This is a genomic window from Cupriavidus sp. GW821-FHT07C08 (assembly GCF_059419025.1).
This window is the reverse complement of sequence record NZ_JBWKQZ010000009.1, coordinates 244,218-264,444: the sequence shown is the minus strand read 5'-3', so window position 1 is coordinate 264,444 and position 20,227 is coordinate 244,218. Positions and strand designations below refer to the sequence as shown.

General features: G+C 67.3%; 17 protein-coding genes. 12 read left to right on the top strand and 5 right to left on the bottom strand.

Annotated features, from left to right (window positions below; all coding sequences use genetic code 11):
* Positions 1-73: 73 nt before the first annotated feature.
* Positions 74-793 carry a GntR family transcriptional regulator gene (locus tag AC07UK_RS14860; RefSeq protein WP_436223539.1) on the bottom strand — a complete coding sequence of 240 codons (720 nt, stop codon included), beginning with the start codon at positions 791-793 and terminating at the stop codon, positions 74-76.
* A gap of 180 nt (positions 794-973) precedes the next feature.
* On the opposite strand from AC07UK_RS14860, the gene AC07UK_RS14855 reads away from it, so the two are divergent.
* The 5 genes from AC07UK_RS14855 to AC07UK_RS14835 all read left to right on the top strand — a co-directional run bounded on the left by AC07UK_RS14855 (position 974) and on the right by AC07UK_RS14835 (position 7,653).
* Complete coding sequence (locus tag AC07UK_RS14855; RefSeq protein ID WP_436223538.1) at positions 974-2,194, top strand: pyridoxal-phosphate-dependent aminotransferase family protein; 1,221 nt, start codon at positions 974-976, stop codon at positions 2,192-2,194.
* Positions 2,195-2,313: 119 nt separating this feature from the next.
* Positions 2,314-3,618, top strand: coding sequence for an MFS transporter (locus AC07UK_RS14850; RefSeq protein WP_436223537.1), 1,305 nt, complete (start codon positions 2,314-2,316; stop codon positions 3,616-3,618).
* Positions 3,619-3,711: 93 nt separating this feature from the next.
* Positions 3,712-5,238, top strand: a complete 1,527-nt coding sequence (locus AC07UK_RS14845) for an amidase family protein (protein WP_436223536.1) — start codon at positions 3,712-3,714, stop codon at positions 5,236-5,238.
* A gap of 109 nt (positions 5,239-5,347) precedes the next feature.
* The gene (locus AC07UK_RS14840; RefSeq protein WP_436223535.1) at positions 5,348-6,796 is read left to right on the top strand and encodes an MFS transporter; all 1,449 of its coding nucleotides are present in this window, start codon (positions 5,348-5,350) and stop codon (positions 6,794-6,796) included.
* A gap of 92 nt (positions 6,797-6,888) precedes the next feature.
* The gene (locus AC07UK_RS14835; protein WP_436223534.1) at positions 6,889-7,653 is read left to right on the top strand and encodes a fumarylacetoacetate hydrolase family protein; all 765 of its coding nucleotides are present in this window, start codon (positions 6,889-6,891) and stop codon (positions 7,651-7,653) included.
* A 25-nt stretch (positions 7,654-7,678) separates the two neighbouring features.
* Here AC07UK_RS14835 and AC07UK_RS14830 read toward each other — a convergent pair whose 3' ends face one another.
* Genes AC07UK_RS14830 through AC07UK_RS14820 form a run of 3 tightly spaced genes read right to left on the bottom strand, consistent with a single transcriptional unit; the run spans position 7,679 to position 10,273 of the window.
* Positions 7,679-7,828 (bottom strand): DUF2474 domain-containing protein, encoded by a 150-nt coding sequence (locus AC07UK_RS14830; protein ID WP_436223533.1) that lies wholly within the window; start codon positions 7,826-7,828, stop codon positions 7,679-7,681.
* A complete protein-coding gene (cydB, locus tag AC07UK_RS14825) occupies positions 7,828-8,835 on the bottom strand; it encodes a cytochrome d ubiquinol oxidase subunit II (protein WP_436223532.1) in 1,008 nt (335 codons plus the stop codon). The genes AC07UK_RS14830 and cydB overlap by 1 nt, the downstream gene beginning before the upstream one ends.
* 4 nt (positions 8,836-8,839) lie before the next feature.
* A complete protein-coding gene (locus AC07UK_RS14820) occupies positions 8,840-10,273 on the bottom strand; it encodes a cytochrome ubiquinol oxidase subunit I (protein ID WP_494685698.1) in 1,434 nt (477 codons plus the stop codon).
* Positions 10,274-10,697: 424 nt separating this feature from the next.
* Here AC07UK_RS14820 and AC07UK_RS14815 point away from each other — a divergent pair, with 424 nt between their 5' ends.
* Entirely contained in the window at positions 10,698-11,453 is a 756-nt protein-coding gene (locus tag AC07UK_RS14815) for a sulfite exporter TauE/SafE family protein (RefSeq protein WP_436223530.1), read from the top strand.
* On the opposite strand, the gene AC07UK_RS14810 is transcribed toward AC07UK_RS14815, so the two are convergent.
* Positions 11,450-12,391 (bottom strand): LysR substrate-binding domain-containing protein, encoded by a 942-nt coding sequence (locus tag AC07UK_RS14810; protein ID WP_436223529.1) that lies wholly within the window; start codon positions 12,389-12,391, stop codon positions 11,450-11,452. The genes AC07UK_RS14815 and AC07UK_RS14810 overlap by 4 nt on opposite strands.
* Positions 12,392-12,535: 144 nt before the next feature.
* Here AC07UK_RS14810 and AC07UK_RS14805 point away from each other — a divergent pair, with 144 nt between their 5' ends.
* The 6 genes from AC07UK_RS14805 to AC07UK_RS14780 all read left to right on the top strand — a co-directional run bounded on the left by AC07UK_RS14805 (position 12,536) and on the right by AC07UK_RS14780 (position 20,168).
* Positions 12,536-13,552, top strand: a complete 1,017-nt coding sequence (locus AC07UK_RS14805) for a tripartite tricarboxylate transporter substrate binding protein (RefSeq protein WP_436223528.1) — start codon at positions 12,536-12,538, stop codon at positions 13,550-13,552.
* A 23-nt stretch (positions 13,553-13,575) separates the two neighbouring features.
* The gene (locus AC07UK_RS14800) at positions 13,576-15,099 is read left to right on the top strand and encodes a UxaA family hydrolase (protein WP_436223527.1); all 1,524 of its coding nucleotides are present in this window, start codon (positions 13,576-13,578) and stop codon (positions 15,097-15,099) included.
* Between the two features lie 33 nt (positions 15,100-15,132).
* Entirely contained in the window at positions 15,133-16,605 is a 1,473-nt protein-coding gene (locus AC07UK_RS14795) for an NAD-dependent succinate-semialdehyde dehydrogenase (protein ID WP_436223526.1), read from the top strand.
* A 37-nt stretch (positions 16,606-16,642) separates the two neighbouring features.
* Positions 16,643-17,452, top strand: coding sequence for a 4-hydroxy-2-oxoheptanedioate aldolase (hpaI, locus tag AC07UK_RS14790; RefSeq protein ID WP_494685699.1), 810 nt, complete (start codon positions 16,643-16,645; stop codon positions 17,450-17,452).
* A 25-nt stretch (positions 17,453-17,477) separates the two neighbouring features.
* Entirely contained in the window at positions 17,478-18,923 is a 1,446-nt protein-coding gene (locus AC07UK_RS14785; protein ID WP_436223524.1) for an FAD-binding oxidoreductase, read from the top strand.
* 156 nt (positions 18,924-19,079) lie between these two features.
* Positions 19,080-20,168 carry an MBL fold metallo-hydrolase gene (locus AC07UK_RS14780; RefSeq protein ID WP_436223523.1) on the top strand — a complete coding sequence of 363 codons (1,089 nt, stop codon included), beginning with the start codon at positions 19,080-19,082 and terminating at the stop codon, positions 20,166-20,168.
* Positions 20,169-20,227: the final 59 nt, after the last annotated feature.

Genomic DNA, 20,227 nt, shown 5'->3' with positions numbered 1-20,227 from the left:
CCTTTCGAAAAACGGGTTATCCGAATCCTCGTTTTACTCCAGGGGCTTACTTGGGCCAGCCCTTCCATAGTATCTAAGCCTGCGGCATGCCGCCGGCATCGCCTGCCTGGATCAGCAGCACCGCGTCGCGCTTGTCCAGCAGGTGCTGGCGCAGGATGGCGGCAAGCCGCTTGCCATCGCGCGCTTCAAGTGCCTGCAGCATCTCTTCGTGGTCGCGGATGGCGCTGTCCCACTTCGGCTTCTGATAGTTGGAGCGGAAGCGCAGCGCCTGCAGCCGCCGGTTCACCGACAGATAGGTCTGGCGCAGCGCCGAATTGCGGGCCGCCAGGTTGATGCGGTCATGGATCTGGTGGTTGATGCGGTAATAGCCTGGCAGGTCGTCATTTGCCCGGCAGGCCAGCATCGCATAGTGCAGGGCCTTGATCTCGGCCAGTTCGACGGCCGTGATGCGTTCGCAGGCCAGTTCGCCGGAAAAGGCTTCCAGCCCGCTCATCAGCTCAAACGTGTCCTGGATCTCCGCGCCGGACAGGCGTGATACGGTCGCCCCGCGGTTGGGCGAGATATCGATCAGGCCCTCTGCCGCCAGCACCTTCAAGGCCTCGCGCAGCGGCGTGCGGGAGATGCCCAGGGTCTCGCACAGTTCGCGCTCATTGAGCTTCCTGCCCGGTTCCAGGGTGCCCTCGACAATGAACGTGCGCAGGTGGGCCACCACGGTGTCGTGCAAGCGTTGCCGTTCGAGCCTGGGCAGTACCGGGGCCGGCGAATCCGTGCCGGAAGTGGCGACCATTTGCATTCAAAATTCCTATCGGGGGATTGTGTTCAATTTTAGCAGACTCTTAACTGGAACTCAAAAACGCACGTAAACCCTTGTTCTGTGGGGTAAACGCTAGAGAATTTGCGCGCAATCTCCCCTGTTTTTCCGTCACTCCTCTGATAAAGTATTTTGCATTCAAAACTCAACAGGAGGAGTCAAATGCTGAATCTCAACTTCCATCCCGCCGGCCGCCACTTCCTGCAGATCCCCGGACCGAGCCCGGTTCCCGATCGCATCCTGCGCGCCATCAGCTATCCGACCATCGACCATCGCGGCCCGGAATTCGGCGCGCTGGGCCTCAAGGTGCTGGACGGCATCAGGAAGATCTTCAAGACCGAGCAGCCGGTAGTGATCTATCCGGCTTCGGGCACAGGGGCCTGGGAAGCGGCGCTGTCGAACACGCTGAGCCCTGGCGACACGGTGCTGATGTTCGAGACCGGCCATTTCGCCACGCTGTGGAAGAAGATGGCCGAGAACCTGGGCATCAAGCCCGAATTCCTCGGCCTGCCGGGCGTGGAGGGCTGGCGCCACGGGGTGCAGGCCGACATGATCGAGGCCCGCCTGCGTGCCGACAGCGCGCATGCGATCAAGGCGGTGTGCGTGGTGCACAACGAGACCTCGACCGGCGTGACCTCGGATATCGCCGCCGTGCGCCGCGCCATCGATGCGGCCGGACACCCGGCGCTGCTGCTGGTCGACACCATTTCCGGGCTGGCGTCCGCCGATTACCGGCATGACGAGTGGGGCGTGGACGTGACCGTGTCCGGCTCGCAGAAGGGCCTGATGCTGCCGCCTGGCATCAGCTTCAATGCGGTGTCGCCCAAGGCCATCGCAGCCTCCCGCACGGCCCGGCTGCCGCGCAGCTTCTGGGGCTGGGACGAGATCATCGAGATGAACCGGACCGGCTACTGGCCCTACACCCCCAGCACGAACCTGCTCTATGGCCTGTCCGAAGCCCTCGACATGATCCTTGAGGAAGGGCTGGACAACGTCTTCGCCCGCCACCAGCGCCTGGCCGAAGCCTGCCGCCGCGCGGTCAAGGCCTGGGGCCTGGAGATCCAGTGCGCGGACCCCGCCGTCTACAGCCCGGTGCTGACCGGCGTGATGATGCCCGAGGGGATCGACGCGGACGTGGTGCGCAGGAACATCTATGACCGCTTCAACATGTCGCTCGGCGCCGGCCTGGGCAAGGTCAAGGGCCGCATGTTCCGCATCGGCCATCTGGGCGACTGCAACGACCTCACGCTGATGGCCACGCTGGCCGGCTGCGAGATGGGCCTGAAGATCTCGGGCGTTCCGCTCGCGGGCAGCGGCACCGTTGCCGCGATGGACTATCTCGCCGCGCACGCCACGCCGCTGTCGCTCAAGGCTGCCGCCTGACGAGAGCCACTGCCATCCGAGACGGGGGCGGGCGCCGCGCGTGCGCAACGCCCCCGCCGGACTGATCGCAACGGATCAGCGCAGCACTGCCGTACCTGACAAAAAACAGAGGAGACGCTGTGGATACAACCCTGCAGGCGGGAGCAAAGATCAGGACGTTCGAGGATGCGACCTATCGCAAGGTGAGCTGGAGGCTGGTGCCATTCCTGATGGTCTGCTTCCTGATCGCTTATCTCGATCGTGTCAATGTAGGTTTTGCCAAGCTCCAGATGTCGCAGCAACTGGGCTTCAGCGAAACCGTCTACGGGCTGGGCGCCGGTATTTTCTTTATCGGCTACTTCCTGTTCGAGGTGCCGAGCAACCTGGCATTGCACAAGTTTGGCGCCAAGGTGTGGATCGGCCGGATCATGATCACGTGGGGGATACTCTCCGCGTGCTTTGCATTCGTGCAGACGCCAACCCAGTTCTACACGCTGCGCTTCCTGTTGGGGCTGGCCGAAGCCGGCTTCACGCCAGGCATCGTGTACTACCTATCGTGCTGGTACCCGTCGCACCGGCGTGCCAAGATCATGGCCATCTACTGCATGGGTTCGCCACTGTCCGGCATCATCGGCAATCCGCTGTCCGGCTACCTGATGGGCAGCATGGCCGGCGTGGCTGGCCTGGGCGGCTGGCAATGGATGTTCTTCATCGAGGCGGTGCCGGCAGTGCTGCTGGGGTGCTTCTGCTTCTACTACCTGGACAACTCCATTGCCAAGGCCAAATGGCTGACCAGCGCTGAGAAGCAGGTCCTTGAACAGGCCAAGTCGGAAGACGTCAAGGCGGTGGACCCGCAGGCACGCGTCGGCAAGGTGTTTACCGATCCGCGCGTCTGGCTGATCAGCCTGATCTGCTTTTGCTATGTCACGGGCCAGTACGGCATCACGCTCTGGCTGCCCACGTTCATCAGGTCGACCGGTGTCGCCGACCCGCTCCATATCGGCTTGCTGAGCGCGATACCGTATATGGCGGCCATTGTCGCGATGTACTTCTTCGGGCGCAGTGCCGACAAGCACCGCGAGCGGCGCTGGCACCTGATCATCCCGTGCATGATGGGTGCGATCGGTTTCCTGGCGTTGCCCTGGGTCATGCACAACACCGCGCTGTCCCTGGTGTTCCTGTCGATCGCCGCAGCCGGCATCCTGACCTGCACGCCGCTGTTCTGGTCCCTGCCGACGGCTTTCCTCAGCGGCGCGGCGTTGGCCACGGCCATCGCCATGAGCAACTCGATAGGCAACCTTGCCGGCTTTACCAGCGGCTACATGATCGGCTACCTGCGCGACGTGACCCAGAGCGGCAACAGTGCTTACTACATGATTGCCGGGATGCTGATGCTGGGTGCGTTCTGCATCTGGACAATACCTGCCCGCCTGGTCAACCGATAGCGAGACAAAGCGGGGTGCGGCACCGTGCCGCTGCCCCGCCTGCCCATCACCTCGCAAACACTTCGCGCCCTTGCCGGCGCATGGAAGGCTCTCATGACAAACTCGTACCAACCGGTGCCGGACGGCCCCGGCCATCACGCGCCGTTCAGCGTGGTGGAAGCCACCGTCGCCAGCGCGCATGCCGCGATACGCGACGGCAGGCTGACGGCGCGCCAACTGGCCAGCGCATGCCTGGCGCGCATCTCGGCCTATGACCAGGACGGTCCCGCCCTGCGCAGCATCCTGCAGCGCAACCCGCAGGCGCTGGAAGAGGCCGGGCGCATCGACGCCATGGCCGGGCGCAACCCGTCGCGGGCGCTGGCGCCGCTGCATGGCATCCCGGTGCTGGTCAAGGACAACATCGAATGCGGCGGCATGGAAACCACCGCCGGCGCCGCCTGCCTGCGCGGCAACCTGTCCGCCGACGATGCCTTCGTGATCCGCCGGCTGCGCGAGGCGGGCGCCATCGTCCTGGCCAAGACCAACCTGCACGAGCTGGCCTCCGGCGGCGAGACGGTCAGCACCTTGTCGGGCCAGACCCTCAATCCCTATGACCTGACGCGCACGCCCGGCGGTTCCAGCGGCGGCACCGGCGCCGGCATCGCCGCCAGCTTCGGCCTGCTTGGCATCGGCACCGACGGGGTCAATTCCATCCGCTCGCCGGCCTCGGCAAACAACCTGGTTGGCCTGCGCCCGACCATGGGCCTGATCAGCCGGGCCGGCCTGGTCCCTTGCGGGCTGACGCAGGACACCATCGGCCCGATCACCCGCACGGTCGCCGATACGGCGCTGCTGCTCGATGTCATCGCCGGCCATGACCCGGCCGACCCGGTCACCAGCCAGGGCGCGCCCCACATCCCGGCGAGCTATGCCGCCAGCCTTGACCGCGACGGACTCAGGGGCGCGCGCATCGGCGTGCTGCGCCATTTCTTCGGCGACCAGGAGGTGCACCGTCCCGTCAACACCGTGATGCAGGCAGCGCTGGCGACCATCGCAGCACAAGGCGCCGAGCTGGTCGCCCTTGACGACGCCATCAGCCCGGATGAACTGCTCGCGTCCACGCTTGTGCACCACTACGAGATGGAGCGCGATCTCGATGCCTACCTGGCGGGGCTGCCCCCCGGCGTCCCGGTGCGATCGATGCAGGACATCATCGCTGCCGGTTCTGTCCATCCAAGCGTGGCGGGAACCCTTGCCACCGCAGCGGCGCTGAGCGAGCGGGAAGGGGAGTACCGCGAACGCCTGCAGCGCCAGCAGGCATTGCGCCAGCGGCTGCAGGACCTGATGGCGCGGCATCGGCTTGACGCGCTGGCATTTCCGCACCAGCGGCGCCTGGTGGTGCCGGTCGGCGAGACCCAGGCAGAGCGCAATGGCGTGCTCGCATCGGCCACCGGCTTTCCGGCCATCGTCATTCCGGCCGGATTCTCGGCGCCGGACGGCAACGCACCCCAGGGTGTGCCGGTCGGGCTGGAGCTCTTTGGTCTGCCCTTCACCGAACCCGTGCTGATACGGCTGGCGTATGCGGCCGAGCAAGCCTTGCGCGCGCGCCGGCCGCCGCACTCGACGCCCGCACTGGAATAGGCGCGCGCCGGAACGAAGTTTTATCGCTGCTCTACAAACGCCAGCCGATCGCGGCGGCGACAAGGTCGCGGACACACCGCGGCAACCTCGAAACGAGGAGGAGACAAAGATGGGCGCAGAAACTGTAGTTCAATCGCCGAATTCCCCACAGCAGCATGAGCTCGACCGGGCCATGGATGGCATCGGGGTGACGGCGTCGCACAAGAAGATCATCTTCATGATCATGCTCGGGGTGATGTTCGATGTCTTCGAGCAGAACGCCGTCGGCCTGATCGGTCCCATGCTGCGCGAGCAGTGGGGCATCTCGGTGGCGCAGATCGGCTTTCTCAATACGCTGACCTTCAGTGCCGCCGCGCTGGGACGCATCGGCTCCGGCTATATCGCGGACCGCTACGGCAGGCGCACGATGCTGAGCGCCAACCTGCTGCTGTTCACGCTCGGCGCCATCATCTGCGCGCTGGCGCCGAACTATGGGGTGCTGGCGGCGGGCCGCTTTATCGTCGGCATCGGCCTGGGCGGGGAGATCTCGATCGCCGTGACCATGCTGGCCGAGCTGTGCTCGACGCGCTTCCGCGGTACCGCGGTGGGCCTGGTCAGCGTGGGCAGCGGCGGCCTGGGCAATATGCTGGCGCCGGCCTTCGGCCTGGCGGTCTTCGCCATGTTCCCGGGTCCGGACAGCTGGCGCTGGCTGTTTGCCTGCCTGGTGCTGCCGGCATTCTTCGTCGTGTTCTACCGGCGCTTTATTCCGGAGACGCCGCGCTTCCTGCTGTCCAAGGGGCGCGTGGACGAGGCCAACCGGGTGCTGTCGGTGCTCGCATCCGGCCGCCTGGGCAAGCTCGACGGCGAGCCAACGCCCTATATCAAGGCAGCGGTCCAGGACGAAGCGCCGCGCACCAGGGTGCGCCTGAGCGACATCTTCAAGGGCCGCCTGGGACGGCGCACGATCGCGCTGGGGATTGCGGTGTCCATGACATACGGCGCGCAGATCTCGGTGCTGACGCTGATGCCGACCATCCTGATGTCGCAGGGCTACACCATCTCCAAGAGCTTTCTCTTCACCATGGTGATGCAGAGCGGCAGCTTGTTCGGCGCGCTCGCGGCGTCGTACTGCGGCTATCACTTCCCGCGCAAGCGGGTGCTGACGATAGGCGCGGGGCTGGCCTGCGCGGCCGGGTTGTGCTTCGGCTTCCTGACGTATAACGTGGGCCTGGTGCTGCTGTTTGGCGCCGCCTTCACGTTCTGCGTGGTGTTGCTGAACACGTCGATCTGGATCTTCGCGCCGGAGCAGTATCCCACCCACGTGCGCGCGTTCGGCACCTCGCTGATCCTGGCGCTCGGCACCCTGGCCGGGGCGCTGACGCCGCTGATCAGCGGGCGCGTGTTCGAAACCTACGGCGTTGGCGGCATGTTCAGCATGCTCGCGGCGATGTACGCAGTGTTTGCGCTGGCCGTGCAGTTCGCGCCGGAAACCTTCGGCCGCGCCATGGGCGAGACCGCCGCCGACGACGAAGCCGGGCCTGCCGTCAGTGGCACCGCGGCCGGCGCCAGCGGTTCCTGAGACCGGGCCGCTCCCGGCAGCGTGCTGCGCGCGCTTGCCGGGAGCGGGATACCGGGCAATATTCTTCCCTCATTCAAGGACATACCCAAGGCATGACATCTTCCAATATCGATCGGGTCGCGCAGGCCCTGCTCAGCGCGCGTAGCGAACAGGGCTGCGCCGATGCAGGGCAATTTGCCACCGTGCTTGAGAATGCGGAACAGGCCTACGCCGTACAGTCGGCCGTGGCCCGCGCGCTAGGCTGGGAAGTGACAGGCGCCGGCTACTGGAAATCCGGCGGTGCCTCGCGCGAGGCGGTGCTGACGCATGCCCAACTGCCGCCGGCCGGGGTCTGGACCAGCCCCGCGCATGCCGGCGACTGGCCTTTCACATGGCGCGGCATCGAGGCGGAGATTGCGTTACGGCTGGGGCAGGGCGTTGACGCCGCCCAGGCTGCCGCCCTCGACTACGCCGGCGCGGCCGGGCTGGTCGATGCGATAGCGGTGTCGATTGAAGTCGTCGATTCGCGCTGGCGGCAGTATCTCGCCGCGCCCGCGCTGCTGAAGCTGGCCGACCTGCAGTCCCACGGCGCCCTGGTGCTTGGCGAATGGCGTGACTATGCCGCGCGAGACTGGGCGGCACAGCATTGCCGGGTGCGGATCGGCACGCACACGACCGAGCGCCGTGGCACCCACGCGCTGGGCGATCCGGCTTATGGACTGGTCGCCTGGCTGCGCCACGCCACGCGCGACGGGCGACGCGTAGAGGCCGGCACGGTCGTCACTACCGGCACCTGGGTTGGCATCCTGGACGCATCGGCAGGCGACTTGGTGACTGCGGAATTCGAAGGCATCGGCGAGGCCTCGGTCCAGCTCTGAGGACGGCGTTGCCGTTGGCGGGGCGTCAGCTGCGCAAGCCGACGCCCTGCATGATGATCCGCAGCACCCACGCGGCCACGCCCAGCGCCGCCACGCTGGCGGACCAGATCAGCACCAGCCAGCCGACGCGGCGCAGCCAGGTGCCGGTGCCTGTCCCCGAGCGCTGTGTATCCATCAGTGGTAGCCCTCGCCGTGGCGCACCTTGCCGCGGAACACGTAGTAGGCCCACACCGTGTACATCAGGATGAAGGGGATGATGAACAGCGCCCCCACCAGCGCAAAGCCCTGGCTTTGCGGCGGTGCGGCGGCGTCCCAGATCGAGATTCCCGGCGGGATGATATTGGGCCAGACGCTGATTGCCAGCCCGCTGTAGCCGAGAAACACCAGCCCCAGCGCGTACATGAACGGCGAGATATCCGGCTCGTGCCGCAGCGCGCGCATCAGCATGAACATGCACAGCGCCACCAGGACCGGCACCGGCGAGAACCAGAACAGGTTGGGCAGGCTGAACCAGCGCTCGGCAATCTCGGGATGCGTCAGCGGCGTCCACAGGCTGATCACGGCGATCACCGCCAGCAGCAGCCACGCCAGCGTGCCGGTCAGCTTGATCATGCGCTGCTGCAAGTCGCCCTCGGTCTTCATGATCAGCCAGGTGCTGCCCAGCACCGTGTAGGCCACCATCAGGCCCACGCCGCAGAACAGCGGGAAGGGCGTGAGCCAGTCCAGCGGCCCGCCGGTAAAGCGGTGGCCCTCCAGCTTGATGCCGTCGATATAGGCGCCCAGCGCCACACCCTGGAAGAAACTGGCCGTGGCCGAGCCCAGGATGAAGGCGGCATCCCACACCGGGCGCTCGCGGTCGTTGGCCTTGAAGCGGAACTCGAACGCCACGCCGCGAAAAATCAGGCCCAGCAGCATCAGCATCAGCGGCAGGTAGAGCGCGCTCAGCACCACCGAATACGCCAGCGGGAACGCCGCCAGCAGCCCGGCGCCGCCCAGCACCAGCCAGGTCTCGTTGCCGTCCCAGACCGGCGCCACCGTGTTCATCATCACGTCGCGGTCATGCCGGTCCGGCACGAACGGATAGAGCATGCCGATGCCCAGGTCGAAGCCGTCCATCACCACGTACATCATCACGCCGAAGAAGATGATGACGATCCAGAGAAGCGAGAGGTCGATGCCCATGGTGTCAGCTCCGGGTGCGTGCAGTGGTGGCGGGGGCGAGCGCTTCGTCGTCATCCACCGCTGACAATGGCCGTGCCGGCGTATGCTCGCGTCCGGGGCCGCCTTCTGGCTTGGCTTCTTCCAGCGCCGGACCCTTGCGCACCAGCCGCATCATGTAGGCGATGCCGACGCCGAACACGAAGAAGTAGGCCGCCACGAAGATCGCCAGCGTCGCCGCCAGCTCGGGCACGCCGTGCGGCGACACCGCGTCGGCGGTGCGCTGCAGCCCGTAGACCACCCACGGCTGACGCCCGACCTCGGTGGTGAACCAGCCGGCCAGGATCGCGATCAGGCCGGTGGGCCCCATCCACAGCGCCATATGCAGGAAGCCGCGCGAGCGGTACATGCGCTCGCCCCTGCGCAGCAGCAGGCTCCACAAGCCCAGCAGGATCATCAGCAGCCCCAGCCCCACCATCACGCGGAACGACCAGAACAGGATGGTGGAATTGGGCCGGTCCTGCGGCGCGAACTCCTTCAGGCCCTTGATCTGCCCGTCCCAGGTATGGGTCAGGATCAGGCTGCCCAGGCGCGGCACCTCGACCGCGAAGCGTGTCTCTTCGCGCGCCATGTCGGGCCAGCCGAACAGCAGCAGCGGCAGGCCTTCATTGCCCTTGTTCTCCCAGTGGCCTTCCAGCGCGGCGATCTTGGCGGGCTGGTGCTTGAGCGTGTTCAGGCCGTGCATGTCGCCGATCACGGCCTGGATCGGCGCGACGATCAGCAGCATCCACATCGCCATCGACAGCATCTTGCGGATGGCGGGGTTGTCGCGCCCGCGCAGCAGGTGCCAGGCGGCGGAGGCGCCGACGAACAGCGCCGTGGCCAGGAACGCCGCCACGCTCATATGCACCAGGCGGTAGGGGAACGACGGGTTGAAGATGACTTCGAACCAGTTGGTCGGCACCACGCGGCCGTTGATGATCTCGAAGCCCGCCGGCGTCTGCATCCAGCTGTTGGAGGCCAGGATCCAGGTGGCGGAGATCAGCGTGCCGAGCGCCACCATCACCGTGGCAAAGAAATGCAGCCCCGGCCCGACGCGGTTCCAGCCGAACAGCATCACGCCCAGGAAGCCCGCTTCCAGGAAGAAGGCGGTCAGCACCTCATAGGTCAGCAATGGCCCGGTGATGCTGCCCGCGAACTCCGAGAAGAAGCTCCAGTTGGTGCCGAACTGGTAGGCCATCACCAGCCCGGACACCACCCCCATGCCGAAATTGACGGCAAAGATCTTGGACCAGAAGTGGTAGAGGTCGCGGTAATGCGTGCGCTGCGTGCGCAGCCAGCAGCCTTCCAGCACCGCCAGGTAGGCGGCCAGGCCGATGGTGATCGCCGGAAAAATGATGTGGAAGGAAATCGTGAACGCAAACTGCGTGCGGGCGAGGTCTAGCGCGGTCAAACCAAACATGTTGTTCTCCGTGGCGCTGGCCTGGCGCACGCCTGTGACGGGCGCGGCACTGCCGTCTGGCAGGCCGGGGCCGGTCGGCAGAGCGCGCCGGGGCGCGGGCCGTAGGCGCGTGCGGTAAAGCGTAGTGTACGCCGCGCGCGCAGCAAAGGGCACCGTCGGTGCCGGTGTCGTACGGGTGACATATCGCCGCACCCGGTGCCGGCGGCGCCGCTACACGCGGCCCGGTGCCCTTGTTGATGGTGACCATGCTAATGGAGCCCGGACGAACGGAACAGCATCACCTCATTGAAAAAATACCGTATCAGTTTTGCGCGGCGCAACAGAGGCAGCGGCTGACAAGCAGACCAAAGAAGTGCATAGTCATGCGCTTCCCAGAAGCCTTTGAACATCGCGTCCGCCACTGCCTGACGCGGCCCCGCCTGCCATGGATTCCACCTTGCTGATCGTGATCGCCGGCGCCGCCGTGGCCGGCTTTGTCCAGGGGCTGTCGGGCTTTGCCTTCGGCATGGTGGCGATGTCGTTCTGGGCCTGGGCGATCGAGCCGCGGCTGGCCTCGGCCATGACCGTGTTCGGCGCGCTTACCGGCCAGCTGCTGGCGGCGGCGTCGGTGCGGCGCGGGCTGTCGTGGCGGCGGCTGTGGCCGTTCGTGGCCGGCGGCGTGGCAGGCATCCCCCTGGGCGTGGCGATCCTGCCGACGCTGGACGCGCAGTGGTTCAAGGTCGTGCTGGGTGGCTTCCTGACCCTGTGGTGCCCGGTGATGCTGATGGTGCGCAAGCTGCCGCATATCGGCGTGGGCGGGCGCGTGGCCGATGGCGTGGCCGGCGCGGCCGGCGGCGTGATGGGCGGTATCGGCGGCTTTACCGGCGTGATCCCCACGCTGTGGTGCACGCTGCGCGGCTTCGACAAGGACGAGCAGCGCGCGGTGATCCAGAACTTCAACCTCGCCACGCTGGCCATGACCATGGCCGCCTATGTGGGCAAGGGCATCGTCACGCGCGAGATGCTGCCGATGTTCCTGGTGGTGGCACCCGCGATGCTGGTGCCCACGCTGCTGGGCACGCGGCTTTACCTGGGCATCAGCGAGGCCACCTTCCGCAAGGTCGTGCTGACGCTGCTGACCGTATCCGGCGTGGCGCTGCTGGCCACCTCGGTGCCCGTGTTGATGGCGCGTGCGGGCTAGACGGTCCTGACCTGCGCCGCAGCCTCGCGCAGGCATTCCACCAGTTGGTCGGTGCCGAGCGACGGCGCCCGTTCGCGCAGCGTGATGATGCCGACCGGGGGCAGGTCGACCGGCACGGCCATCTTCAGCACGTGCAACTGGCCTTCCTCCTGCAGCGACAGCGCCACCGACTCGGCCATGAAGCCGGCCGCGCCGCGCTGGCCGACAAAGGTGGCCTGCGCCAGGTAGGACGAGGTCTCGATGACATCCTGCGGCGGGTGCAGGCCGTGCCGATAGAAGGCCTGCTCGATCTTCACGCGCAGCGACGCCCACGGCGGCGGCAGCACGCAGGGCATCGCTGCCAGGTCGGCCCAGCTGGGGCGGGCCTTGCGCGCGAGCTTGTGGCCGCGCCGGACCACGACCACCATCGGTTCTTCATAGAGGGCTTCGGTCAGCAGGTCCGGCGCCGCATAGCCCGGCTCCAACCGGCCCACGATCAGGTCCAGCTCGCGCAGCCGCAGCTTGGGCAGCAGGTGGGTCAGGTCGCCTTCCTCCACCAGCACGGTGGCGCGCGCGTGGCGGTCCTTGAGCGCGCCCACGGCCTGCGCCAGCAGCACCGGCAGCGCCGCGCCCATCGAGCCCACGCGGATGCGGCCGGAGGCGCCGCTCTGCACCGCGGCGATCTCGTCGCGGGTCTGCTCGTACTGGGCCAGCACCGAGCGCGCGAAGCGCACCAGCGATTCCCCGGCAGGGGTGGGCTCGGTGCCGCGGGTGGAGCGCGTGAACAGCGACAGACCCAGCATCTTCTCGACTTCGGTCAGCACCTTGGACACCGCCGGCTGGCTCACGGACAGGAACTCCGCGGTGCGGCCGAGGTGGCGGAACTCATCCAGCGCCACCAGCAGTTGCAGGTGGCGCAGCTTGATATTGGAGCGCAGCGCGCGATCGATCTGGACCATGCCCGCCAGTCTATCTAACCTTAAGGTTATGAAGCAATGCCGTTCTTTGATTGGATTGTTATGTTGAGGCGCGACAGAATGCGGGCATGACGAGGCTGGCTGCGCCGGTCCCGCCGATAATGAAAACATCGGAGACACCCGCAAATGACCCAAGGCTTCCCCATCGATTCCAAGCGCCGCCGCCTGCTCATCGGAGCCGCGGCGGGTGCTGCCGCGGGCGCCGCCGGCGTGCTGCTGCCTGCCGCACGGGCGCTGGCCGCCGAGTATCCCGAGCGTCCCATCACCTTTATCTGCCCCTGGCCGGTGGGCGGCACCGCTGACCAGTCGATGCGCGCGCTGTGCCAGGTGGCCGGCGGCATTCTCAAGCAGTCGATCGTGGTCGAGAACCGTGCCGGCGCCTCCGGCATGATCGGCACCAAGGCCCTGGCGCGCGCCAATCCGGACGGCTACACCATCGGCCAGATCCCGATCTCGGTGACGCGCTTCGCGCAGCTCGGCATGCTGCAGCTGGATCCGCGCAGCGAGCTGACCTACCTGGCGCGCACCTCGGGCCAGACCTTCGGCATCGCCGTGCCGGCCAACTCGCGCTACAAGACGCTGCAGGATGTGGTGGCCGCGGCCAAGGCCAGCCCCGGCAAGATCACCTATGCGCACGCCGGCATCGGTGGCGCCACCCACGTCGGCATGGAACAGTTCGCGCTGGCCGCGGGCATCCAGTTCAATGCGATCGCCTACAAGGGTGGCGCCGCCGCGCTGCAGGACGTGCTGGCCGGGCAGGTGGACCTGCTGGCCGATTCCAGCTCATGGGCGCCGCACGTGGAAGCCGGCAAGCTGCGCCTGCTGGCCACCTGGGGCGAACAGCGCGCGACCCGCTTCAAGGACACGCCGACGCTGAAGGAACTGGGCTACAACGTGGTGGTGGAAGCGCCCAACGGCATCGGCGCCCCGAAGGGCCTGCCGCCCGCCGTGGAAAAGAAGCTGCGCGACGCCTTCCGCGCCGCGGTGGCCAGCAACGAGTTCAAGCAGGTGGCGGCGCGCCTGGATGCGCCCGTGATGTACCTGGACGGTCCTGACTACAAGAAGTACGTGGCCAGCGTCTATGACCAGGAAACCCAGCTGATCCAGCGCCTCAAGCTGAAAGAACTGCTGCAGCAAGGCTGATTGCTGTCTAAGGCCAAGTCCAAGTGAATCCCAATCCCGTCATCCGCCTGCACGCCAACGACAACGTGCTGGTCGCCCGCAGCGACCTCAGCCTTGGCCAGCAGCTGGCCGACCCCGCCGTGCGCGTGCGCGCACAGGTGCCGGCCGGCCACAAGATCGCTGCCTGTGCCATCGCGGCCGGCACGCCGGTGCGCAAGTTCGACACCGTCATCGGCGTGGCCGCGCGCGATATCGCCCAGGGCGACCACGTGCATTCGCACAACCTGACCCTGGTCGATTTCTACCGCGACCCGGCGTTCTGCCAGGACGTGCGGCCGGTCGACTACGTGCCCGAGGCCCGGCGCGCCACCTTCAACGGCTTTGTGCGCCCGGACGGGCGCGTGGGCACGCGCAATTTCATCGGCATCCTGTCGTCGGTCAATTGCTCGTCCACCGTGATCCGCCAGATTGCCGCGCATTTCACAGCGGAGCGGCTGGCAGCGTATCCGAATGTCGATGGCGTGGTGGCCTTCGCGCAGACCAGCGGCTGCGGCATGTCGTCGCCGAGCGAGCACTTCGACGTGTTGCGCCGCACGCTGGCCGGCTATGCGCGCCATCCCAACCTGGCCGGCGTGCTGATCGTCGGCCTGGGCTGCGAGCGCAACCAGGTGGCATCGCTGGTGGAATCGCAGGGGTTGGAGCCGGGCCCCGCGGTGCATACGCTGGTGATGCAGGATAGCGGCGGCACGCGTGCCACCATTGCCGCGGGGATTCGCGCGATCGAATCGATGCTGCCCGCGGCCAATGCCGCGGTGCGCGAGCCGGTATCGGCCAGCCACCTGAAGATCGGCCTGGAATGCGGTGGCTCGGACGGGTTTTCCGGCATCAGCGCCAACCCGGCGCTGGGCGCGGCGATGGATATCCTGGTGCGCCATGGCGGCACCGCCATCCTGTCCGAGACCCCGGAAATCCACGGCGTGGAATTCATGCTCACACGCCGCGCGGTGACGCCCGAGGTCGGCCAGAAGTTGCTGGACCGCCTCGCCTGGTGGGAGCGCTACACCGCCGGCCACAACGCCCAGTTCAACGGCGTGGTCGGCCACGGCAACCAGCAGGGCGGGCTGGCCAATATCTTCGAGAAATCGCTGGGCTCGGCCATGAAGGGCGGCACCACGCCGCTGCAGGCGGTGTACGAATACGCCGAGCCGATCGACCAGGCCGGCTTTGTGTTCATGGACTCGCCCGGCTATGACCCGGTGGCCGTCACCGGCCAGATCGCCAGCGGCGCCAACCTGATCTGCTTTACCACCGGCCGCGGTTCGATGTTCGGCTCCAAGCCCGCGCCGACGATCAAGCTCGCATCCAACTCGGCGATGTACCACCGCCTGGAAGAAGACATGGACATCAACTGCGGGCTGGTGCTCGACGGCGAGCTGACCGTGCCGCAGATGGGCCAGCGGATCTTCGAACATATCCTGCGCGCGGCCTCCGGCGAGCCGACCAAGAGCGAGGCGCTGGGCCTGGGCGACAACGAGTTCGTGCCCTGGCACCTCGGCATCGTCAGCTAAGCCGCCTCCCGCAAATCTCTCTCCCACACACTTATGCTGACGCTTTCCGAGCAAGCGCTGCTGCGCAGCCAGAACCTGATTGACGACCGGTGGTGCGATGCCGGCCTTGGCGCCCGCCTGCAGGTCGCCGACCCGGCCACCGGCGAGACCTTTGCCAACGTGCCAGACAGCGATGCCGGCGATGCCCGCCTTGCCGTCGATGCAGCCGCTGCCGCTTTCCCGGCCTGGAGCCGCCGGCCCGCGCGCGAACGCGCCCAGTTGCTCAAGCGCTGGCATGCGCTGATCCTCGCGCACCAGGAAGACCTGGCGCGCATCATCTCGACGGAGCAGGGCAAGCCCCTGAAAGAGGCACGCGGCGAGGTGCAGTACGGCGCGTCGTATGTTGAGTGGTTTGCCGAAGAGGCCACGCGCATCTGCGGCGATATCGTCGCCGAAGCCGTGCCGGGCCGCAAACTGCTGGTGCTGAAGGAGCCGGTGGGCGTGGTCGCGGCGATCACGCCGTGGAACTTCCCGCTGGCGATGATTGCCCGCAAGATCGCCCCGGCGCTGGCCGCCGGCTGCACGGTGGTGGCCAAGCCCGCCGAGGACACCCCGCTGACCGCGCTGGCGCTGGTATGGCTGGCGCAGCAGGCCGGCATGCCCGCGGGCGTGCTCAACATCGTCACCGCATCGCGGGAGCATACGCCGGGCGTGGTCGACGCCTGGCTGGTCGACAGCCGCGTGCGCAAGATCACCTTTACCGGCTCCACGCCCGTGGGCAAGCACCTCGCGCGCGAATCGGCGGCCACGCTGAAGAAGCTGTCGCTGGAGCTGGGCGGCAACGCGCCCTTTATCGTCTTCGAGGACGCCGACCTCGACGCCGCGGTCGATGGCCTGATGGCGTCCAAGTTCCGCAACGGCGGCCAGACCTGCGTGTGCCCGAACCGGGTCTATGTGCACGACGTTGTGCACGACGCCTTTGTCGAGCGCCTGGCACAGCGCGTTGGCGCGCTGCATGTCGGCCCCGCCACGGAAGAGGCCGCGCAGATCGGCCCCATGATCAATGCCCGCGCCGTCGACAAGATCGCACGCCATGTTGAAGACGCCGTCGCCCGGGGCGCGCGCGTGGTCACCGGCGGCAAGCGCGTGCGCACCGCCGATGGCCCGAATTACTACGCGCCGACGGTGCTGATTGACGCGACCCCGGAGATGGAGCTGTCGTGCGAGGAGACCTTCGGCCCGGTCGCGCCGGTCTTCCGCTTCCGCGATGAAGCCGAGGTGATCCGCGACGCCAACGACACCCCGTTCGGCCTGGCTGCTTACTTCTACTCCAACGACATCCGCCGCATCTGGCGCGTGGCGCAGGCGCTGGAAACCGGCATGGTCGGCATCAACGAGGGCGCGATCGCGGCCGAGGCGGCGCCGTTCGGCGGCGTCAAGGAATCCGGCTACGGGCGCGAGGGCTCGCGCCACGGGCTGGACGACTACATGCATACCAAGTACCTTTGCCAGGGCCAGCTCGGCTGAAGCGCCGGGCCCATCGATCATCGAACCGGAACACACCATGCCCGCAAACAATCCCTTCAAGACCGCGCTGGCCGCCCGCCAGGCGCAGATCGGCCTGTGGCTGTCGATGGCAACGCCGTACCTGGCCGAAGTGTCGGCCACCGCAGGCTTTGACTGGCTGCTGATCGACGGCGAGCACGCCCCCAACGACCTGCGCTCGACGCTGCACGCACTGCAGGCCGTGGCGCCGTACCCGGTCCAGCCCGTGGTGCGCGCTGTGGCCGGCGAAGTGCCGCTGATCAAGCAGTTGCTCGACATCGGCGCGCGCAGCCTGCTGGTGCCGATGGTGGATACGGCGGAACAGGCCCGCATGGTGGTCAGCGCCACGCGCTACCCACCGCAAGGCATCCGTGGCGTGGGCAGCGCGATCGCGCGCGCCTCGCAGTGGAGCGCCCGCACCGACTACCTCGATGTGGCCGACGATGAAGTCTGCCTGCTGGTGCAGGCCGAAACCGTCACCGCATTGCGGAACCTGGAAGCGATCTGCGCGGTGGACGGCATCGACGGCGTCTTTATCGGCCCGGCCGACCTGGCTGCGTCGATGGGCCACCGCGGCCGCCCCGGCCACCCGGAGGTGCAGGCCGCCATTGAAGGCGCGATGCGTACCATCATCGCCAGCGGCAAGGCCGCCGGCACGCTGACGTCGGATCCGGCACTGGCACGCCGCTACCTCGACCTCGGCTGCACCTTCGTGGCCACCGGCGTGGACGTGATGCTGTACGCCAACGCCGCGCGCAAGCTTGCCGCATCGTTCCGTGCGCAGCCCGCGGACGCTCCCGCCGCAGACAAGCCCTCCGCCGCGTACTGACCCGTATCTCCTTCGCCTTACACACATGCCAGCTGAAACCCCGACCCCAGACACCACCTTGCGCGCGATGCAGGCCATCGTTGGTGCAAGCGCCTGCCGCAGCGGCGACGCCGACACGCAGGCCTACGTGACCGACTACCGCGGCATCTACCGCGGCCAGGCGCAGGTGGTGGTGCTGCCGTCATCGACGGAAGAGGTCAGCCAGGTGCTGCAGTGGTGCCATGCCCAGCGCGTGCCGGTGGTGCCGCAGGGCGGCAATACCTCGCTGATGGGCGGCGCCGTACCGGACGACAGCGGCACCGCCGTGGTCGTCAACCTCAGCCGCATGAACCGCGTGCTGGGCATCGACACCATCAACGACACCATGACCGTGCAGGCCGGCGTCACGCTGAGCGCCGCACGCAGCGCCGCCGAGGCCGGGCAGCGCCTGTTCCCGCTGCGCATCGGCTCCGAAGGCTCATGCCAGATCGGCGGCAACCTGTCGACCAATGCCGGCGGCACCGCGGTGCTGCGCTACGGCAATATGCGCGACCTGGTGCTCGGCATCGAAGTGGTGCTGCCCGATGGCCGCATCTACTCGTCGCTGCGCGGCCTGCGCAAGGACAACACCGGCTACGACCTCAAGCACCTGTTCGTCGGCGCGGAAGGCACGCTTGGCATTATCACCGGCGCCGTGCTCAAGCTGATGCCGCAGCCGCGCAGCAGCGCCGTGGCCTTTGTCGCCGTGCAGGACCCGGCCGCGGCGGTGGCCTTGCTGGGCGAAGCCAAGCGCCTGTCCGGCCAGGCCGTGACCGCGTTCGAGCTAATCTCGCGGCCCGCGCTGGAACTGGTGCTTGAGTATCTTGGCAACGTGGCTTCCCCGCTGCAGGACAAGCACGACTGGATGGTGCTGATCGAGCTCACCTCCGGCACCGATGCGGAAAGCCTGAACGCCACGCTGATGGAAATCCTCGAATCCGGCTTCAGCCAGGGCCTGGTGCAGGACGCCGCCGTGGCCGCCAGCCTGTCCGATGCCCAGACCTTCTGGCGCATCCGCGAAGAGATCTCCGACGCCCAGACCCGCACCGGCGGCAGCATCAAGTGCGATGTCTCGGTGCCGCTGTCGCGCATCGCCGCGTTTGTCGAGGAAGCCTCGGCCAGGGTGCTGGAACTGGTGCCGGACGCGCGCATGGTGATCTACGGTCATATGGGCGACGGCAATGTGCACTTCAACCCGCTGCGGCCCAGGGATCAGCCAGGTAAAGAGTTCCTGGCGCAATGGTATGAGCAGGTCTCGGCGCTGGTCGACGGCATGGCCCATGCGGAAAACGGCTCGATCTCGGCCGAGCACGGCATCGGCGTGGCCAAGCGCGATGACCTGACGCGCTACAAGTCACCGGTGGAACTGGAGCTGATGTGGCAGGTGAAGCAGGCGCTTGATCCGTTGAACCTGCTCAACCCGGGCAAGGTGCTGCCGGCGCCGGCCCGATAGTCCACCGCTATTCCACACCACGGAACGCGGGCAGGGCGCGCGTAGCATGAATCGCCCATCTGGGCTAAGGTGTCTGCTATCCAGAACGCGCGGAGCCGGGGCATTGCCGCACCGGCCACCGCGCACAGCACGGCCGGCCCACCGGCCCAGACACCGATGAGCGCCCAATCCCCCGACATCGCCCTCGCAGCTGCCCCCATCTCCCTCGAAAAGCCCGAGCTTGATTACCCCTGTGGTGACGCCCCCGAACCCGGCCACGCCCGCGAGGTAGCGCCCGGTGTCCTGTGGCTGCGCATGCCGATGCCGCTGGGCCTGAACCACATCAACCTGTGGGCCATCCGCGACGGCAATGGCTGGGCCGCCGTCGACGCCGGCCTGCAGACGCCGGAAACCGCCCAGGCCTGGCGCGCCCTGTTCGCCGCAAGCGGCCCGCTCGCCGGTGGCCTGACGCGCCTGTTCGTGACCCATATGCACCCCGACCACATCGGCATGGCCGGGTGGCTGACCGGCAAGCTCGACTGCCAGCTGTGGATGACGCGGCTGGAATACCTGATGTGCCGCGTGCTGGCGGCGGATACGGGGCGCGCGGCGCCCGATGACGCGATCGAGTTCTATCGCCGCGCAGGCTGGGACGACGAAGCGATCGAGGTGTACCGCACCCGCTTCGGCGGCTTCGGCAAGTACGTCCACGCCTTGCCCGAGAGCTTCCACCGCCTGTCCGATGGCGACACCGTCCGTATTGGCGCGCACGACTGGCAGGTCATCGTCGGCACCGGCCACTCGCCCGAACATGCCTGCCTGTACTGCCCGGCGCTGAAGCTGCTGGTGTCCGGCGACCAGGTGCTGCCGCGCATTTCCTCCAATGTATCGGTGTTCCCGACCGAGCCCGATGCCGATCCGATGCAGGACTGGCTGGCCTCGCTCGACAAGGTGCGCGCTGCCGTGCCGGACGATGTGCTGGTGCTGCCGGCGCATAACGAACCGTTCCGTGGGCTGCATGCGCGCATCGACTATCTGCGGGCGAGCCAGTTGCAGGCGCTGGACCGGTTGCGTGGCGCGTTGGGGACGCCGAAGCGGGCGGTGGATGTGTTTGGGGAATTGTTCTCGCGCCCCATCACCGGAAGTGGCGGGCTGTTGGGGATGGCTACCGGCGAAAGCATTGCGCACCTGAACTACCTGCTGGAGCGGGGCGAGGCGGTGCGCGAAACCGGTCCCGATGGCTGCCACTGGTACCGCATGCGGTAATCCCGGGGCGGCGGGAATTGCCGCGTCGCCTTGACTTCCGATCGTACGATATATATCGT

Excerpts from the sequence above, each read along its gene's own strand:
- AC07UK_RS14860 (WP_436223539.1), bottom strand. The coding sequence starts at position 793 with ATGCAAATGGTCGCCACTTCCGGCACGGATTCGCCGGCCCCGGTACTG.
- AC07UK_RS14855 (WP_436223538.1), top strand. The coding sequence starts at position 974 with ATGCTGAATCTCAACTTCCATCCCGCCGGCCGCCACTTCCTGCAGATC.
- AC07UK_RS14845 (WP_436223536.1), top strand. The coding sequence starts at position 3,712 with ATGACAAACTCGTACCAACCGGTGCCGGACGGCCCCGGCCATCACGCG.
- AC07UK_RS14840 (WP_436223535.1), top strand. The coding sequence starts at position 5,348 with ATGGGCGCAGAAACTGTAGTTCAATCGCCGAATTCCCCACAGCAGCAT.
- AC07UK_RS14835 (WP_436223534.1), top strand. The coding sequence starts at position 6,889 with ATGACATCTTCCAATATCGATCGGGTCGCGCAGGCCCTGCTCAGCGCG.
- AC07UK_RS14830 (WP_436223533.1), bottom strand. The coding sequence starts at position 7,828 with ATGGATACACAGCGCTCGGGGACAGGCACCGGCACCTGGCTGCGCCGC.
- cydB (WP_436223532.1), bottom strand. The coding sequence starts at position 8,835 with ATGGGCATCGACCTCTCGCTTCTCTGGATCGTCATCATCTTCTTCGGC.
- AC07UK_RS14820 (WP_494685698.1), bottom strand. The coding sequence starts at position 10,273 with ATGTTTGGTTTGACCGCGCTAGACCTCGCCCGCACGCAGTTTGCGTTC.
- AC07UK_RS14815 (WP_436223530.1), top strand. The coding sequence starts at position 10,698 with ATGGATTCCACCTTGCTGATCGTGATCGCCGGCGCCGCCGTGGCCGGC.
- AC07UK_RS14810 (WP_436223529.1), bottom strand. The coding sequence starts at position 12,391 with ATGGTCCAGATCGATCGCGCGCTGCGCTCCAATATCAAGCTGCGCCAC.
- AC07UK_RS14805 (WP_436223528.1), top strand. The coding sequence starts at position 12,536 with ATGACCCAAGGCTTCCCCATCGATTCCAAGCGCCGCCGCCTGCTCATC.
- AC07UK_RS14795 (WP_436223526.1), top strand. The coding sequence starts at position 15,133 with ATGCTGACGCTTTCCGAGCAAGCGCTGCTGCGCAGCCAGAACCTGATT.
- hpaI (WP_494685699.1), top strand. The coding sequence starts at position 16,643 with ATGCCCGCAAACAATCCCTTCAAGACCGCGCTGGCCGCCCGCCAGGCG.
- AC07UK_RS14785 (WP_436223524.1), top strand. The coding sequence starts at position 17,478 with ATGCCAGCTGAAACCCCGACCCCAGACACCACCTTGCGCGCGATGCAG.
- AC07UK_RS14780 (WP_436223523.1), top strand. The coding sequence starts at position 19,080 with ATGAGCGCCCAATCCCCCGACATCGCCCTCGCAGCTGCCCCCATCTCC.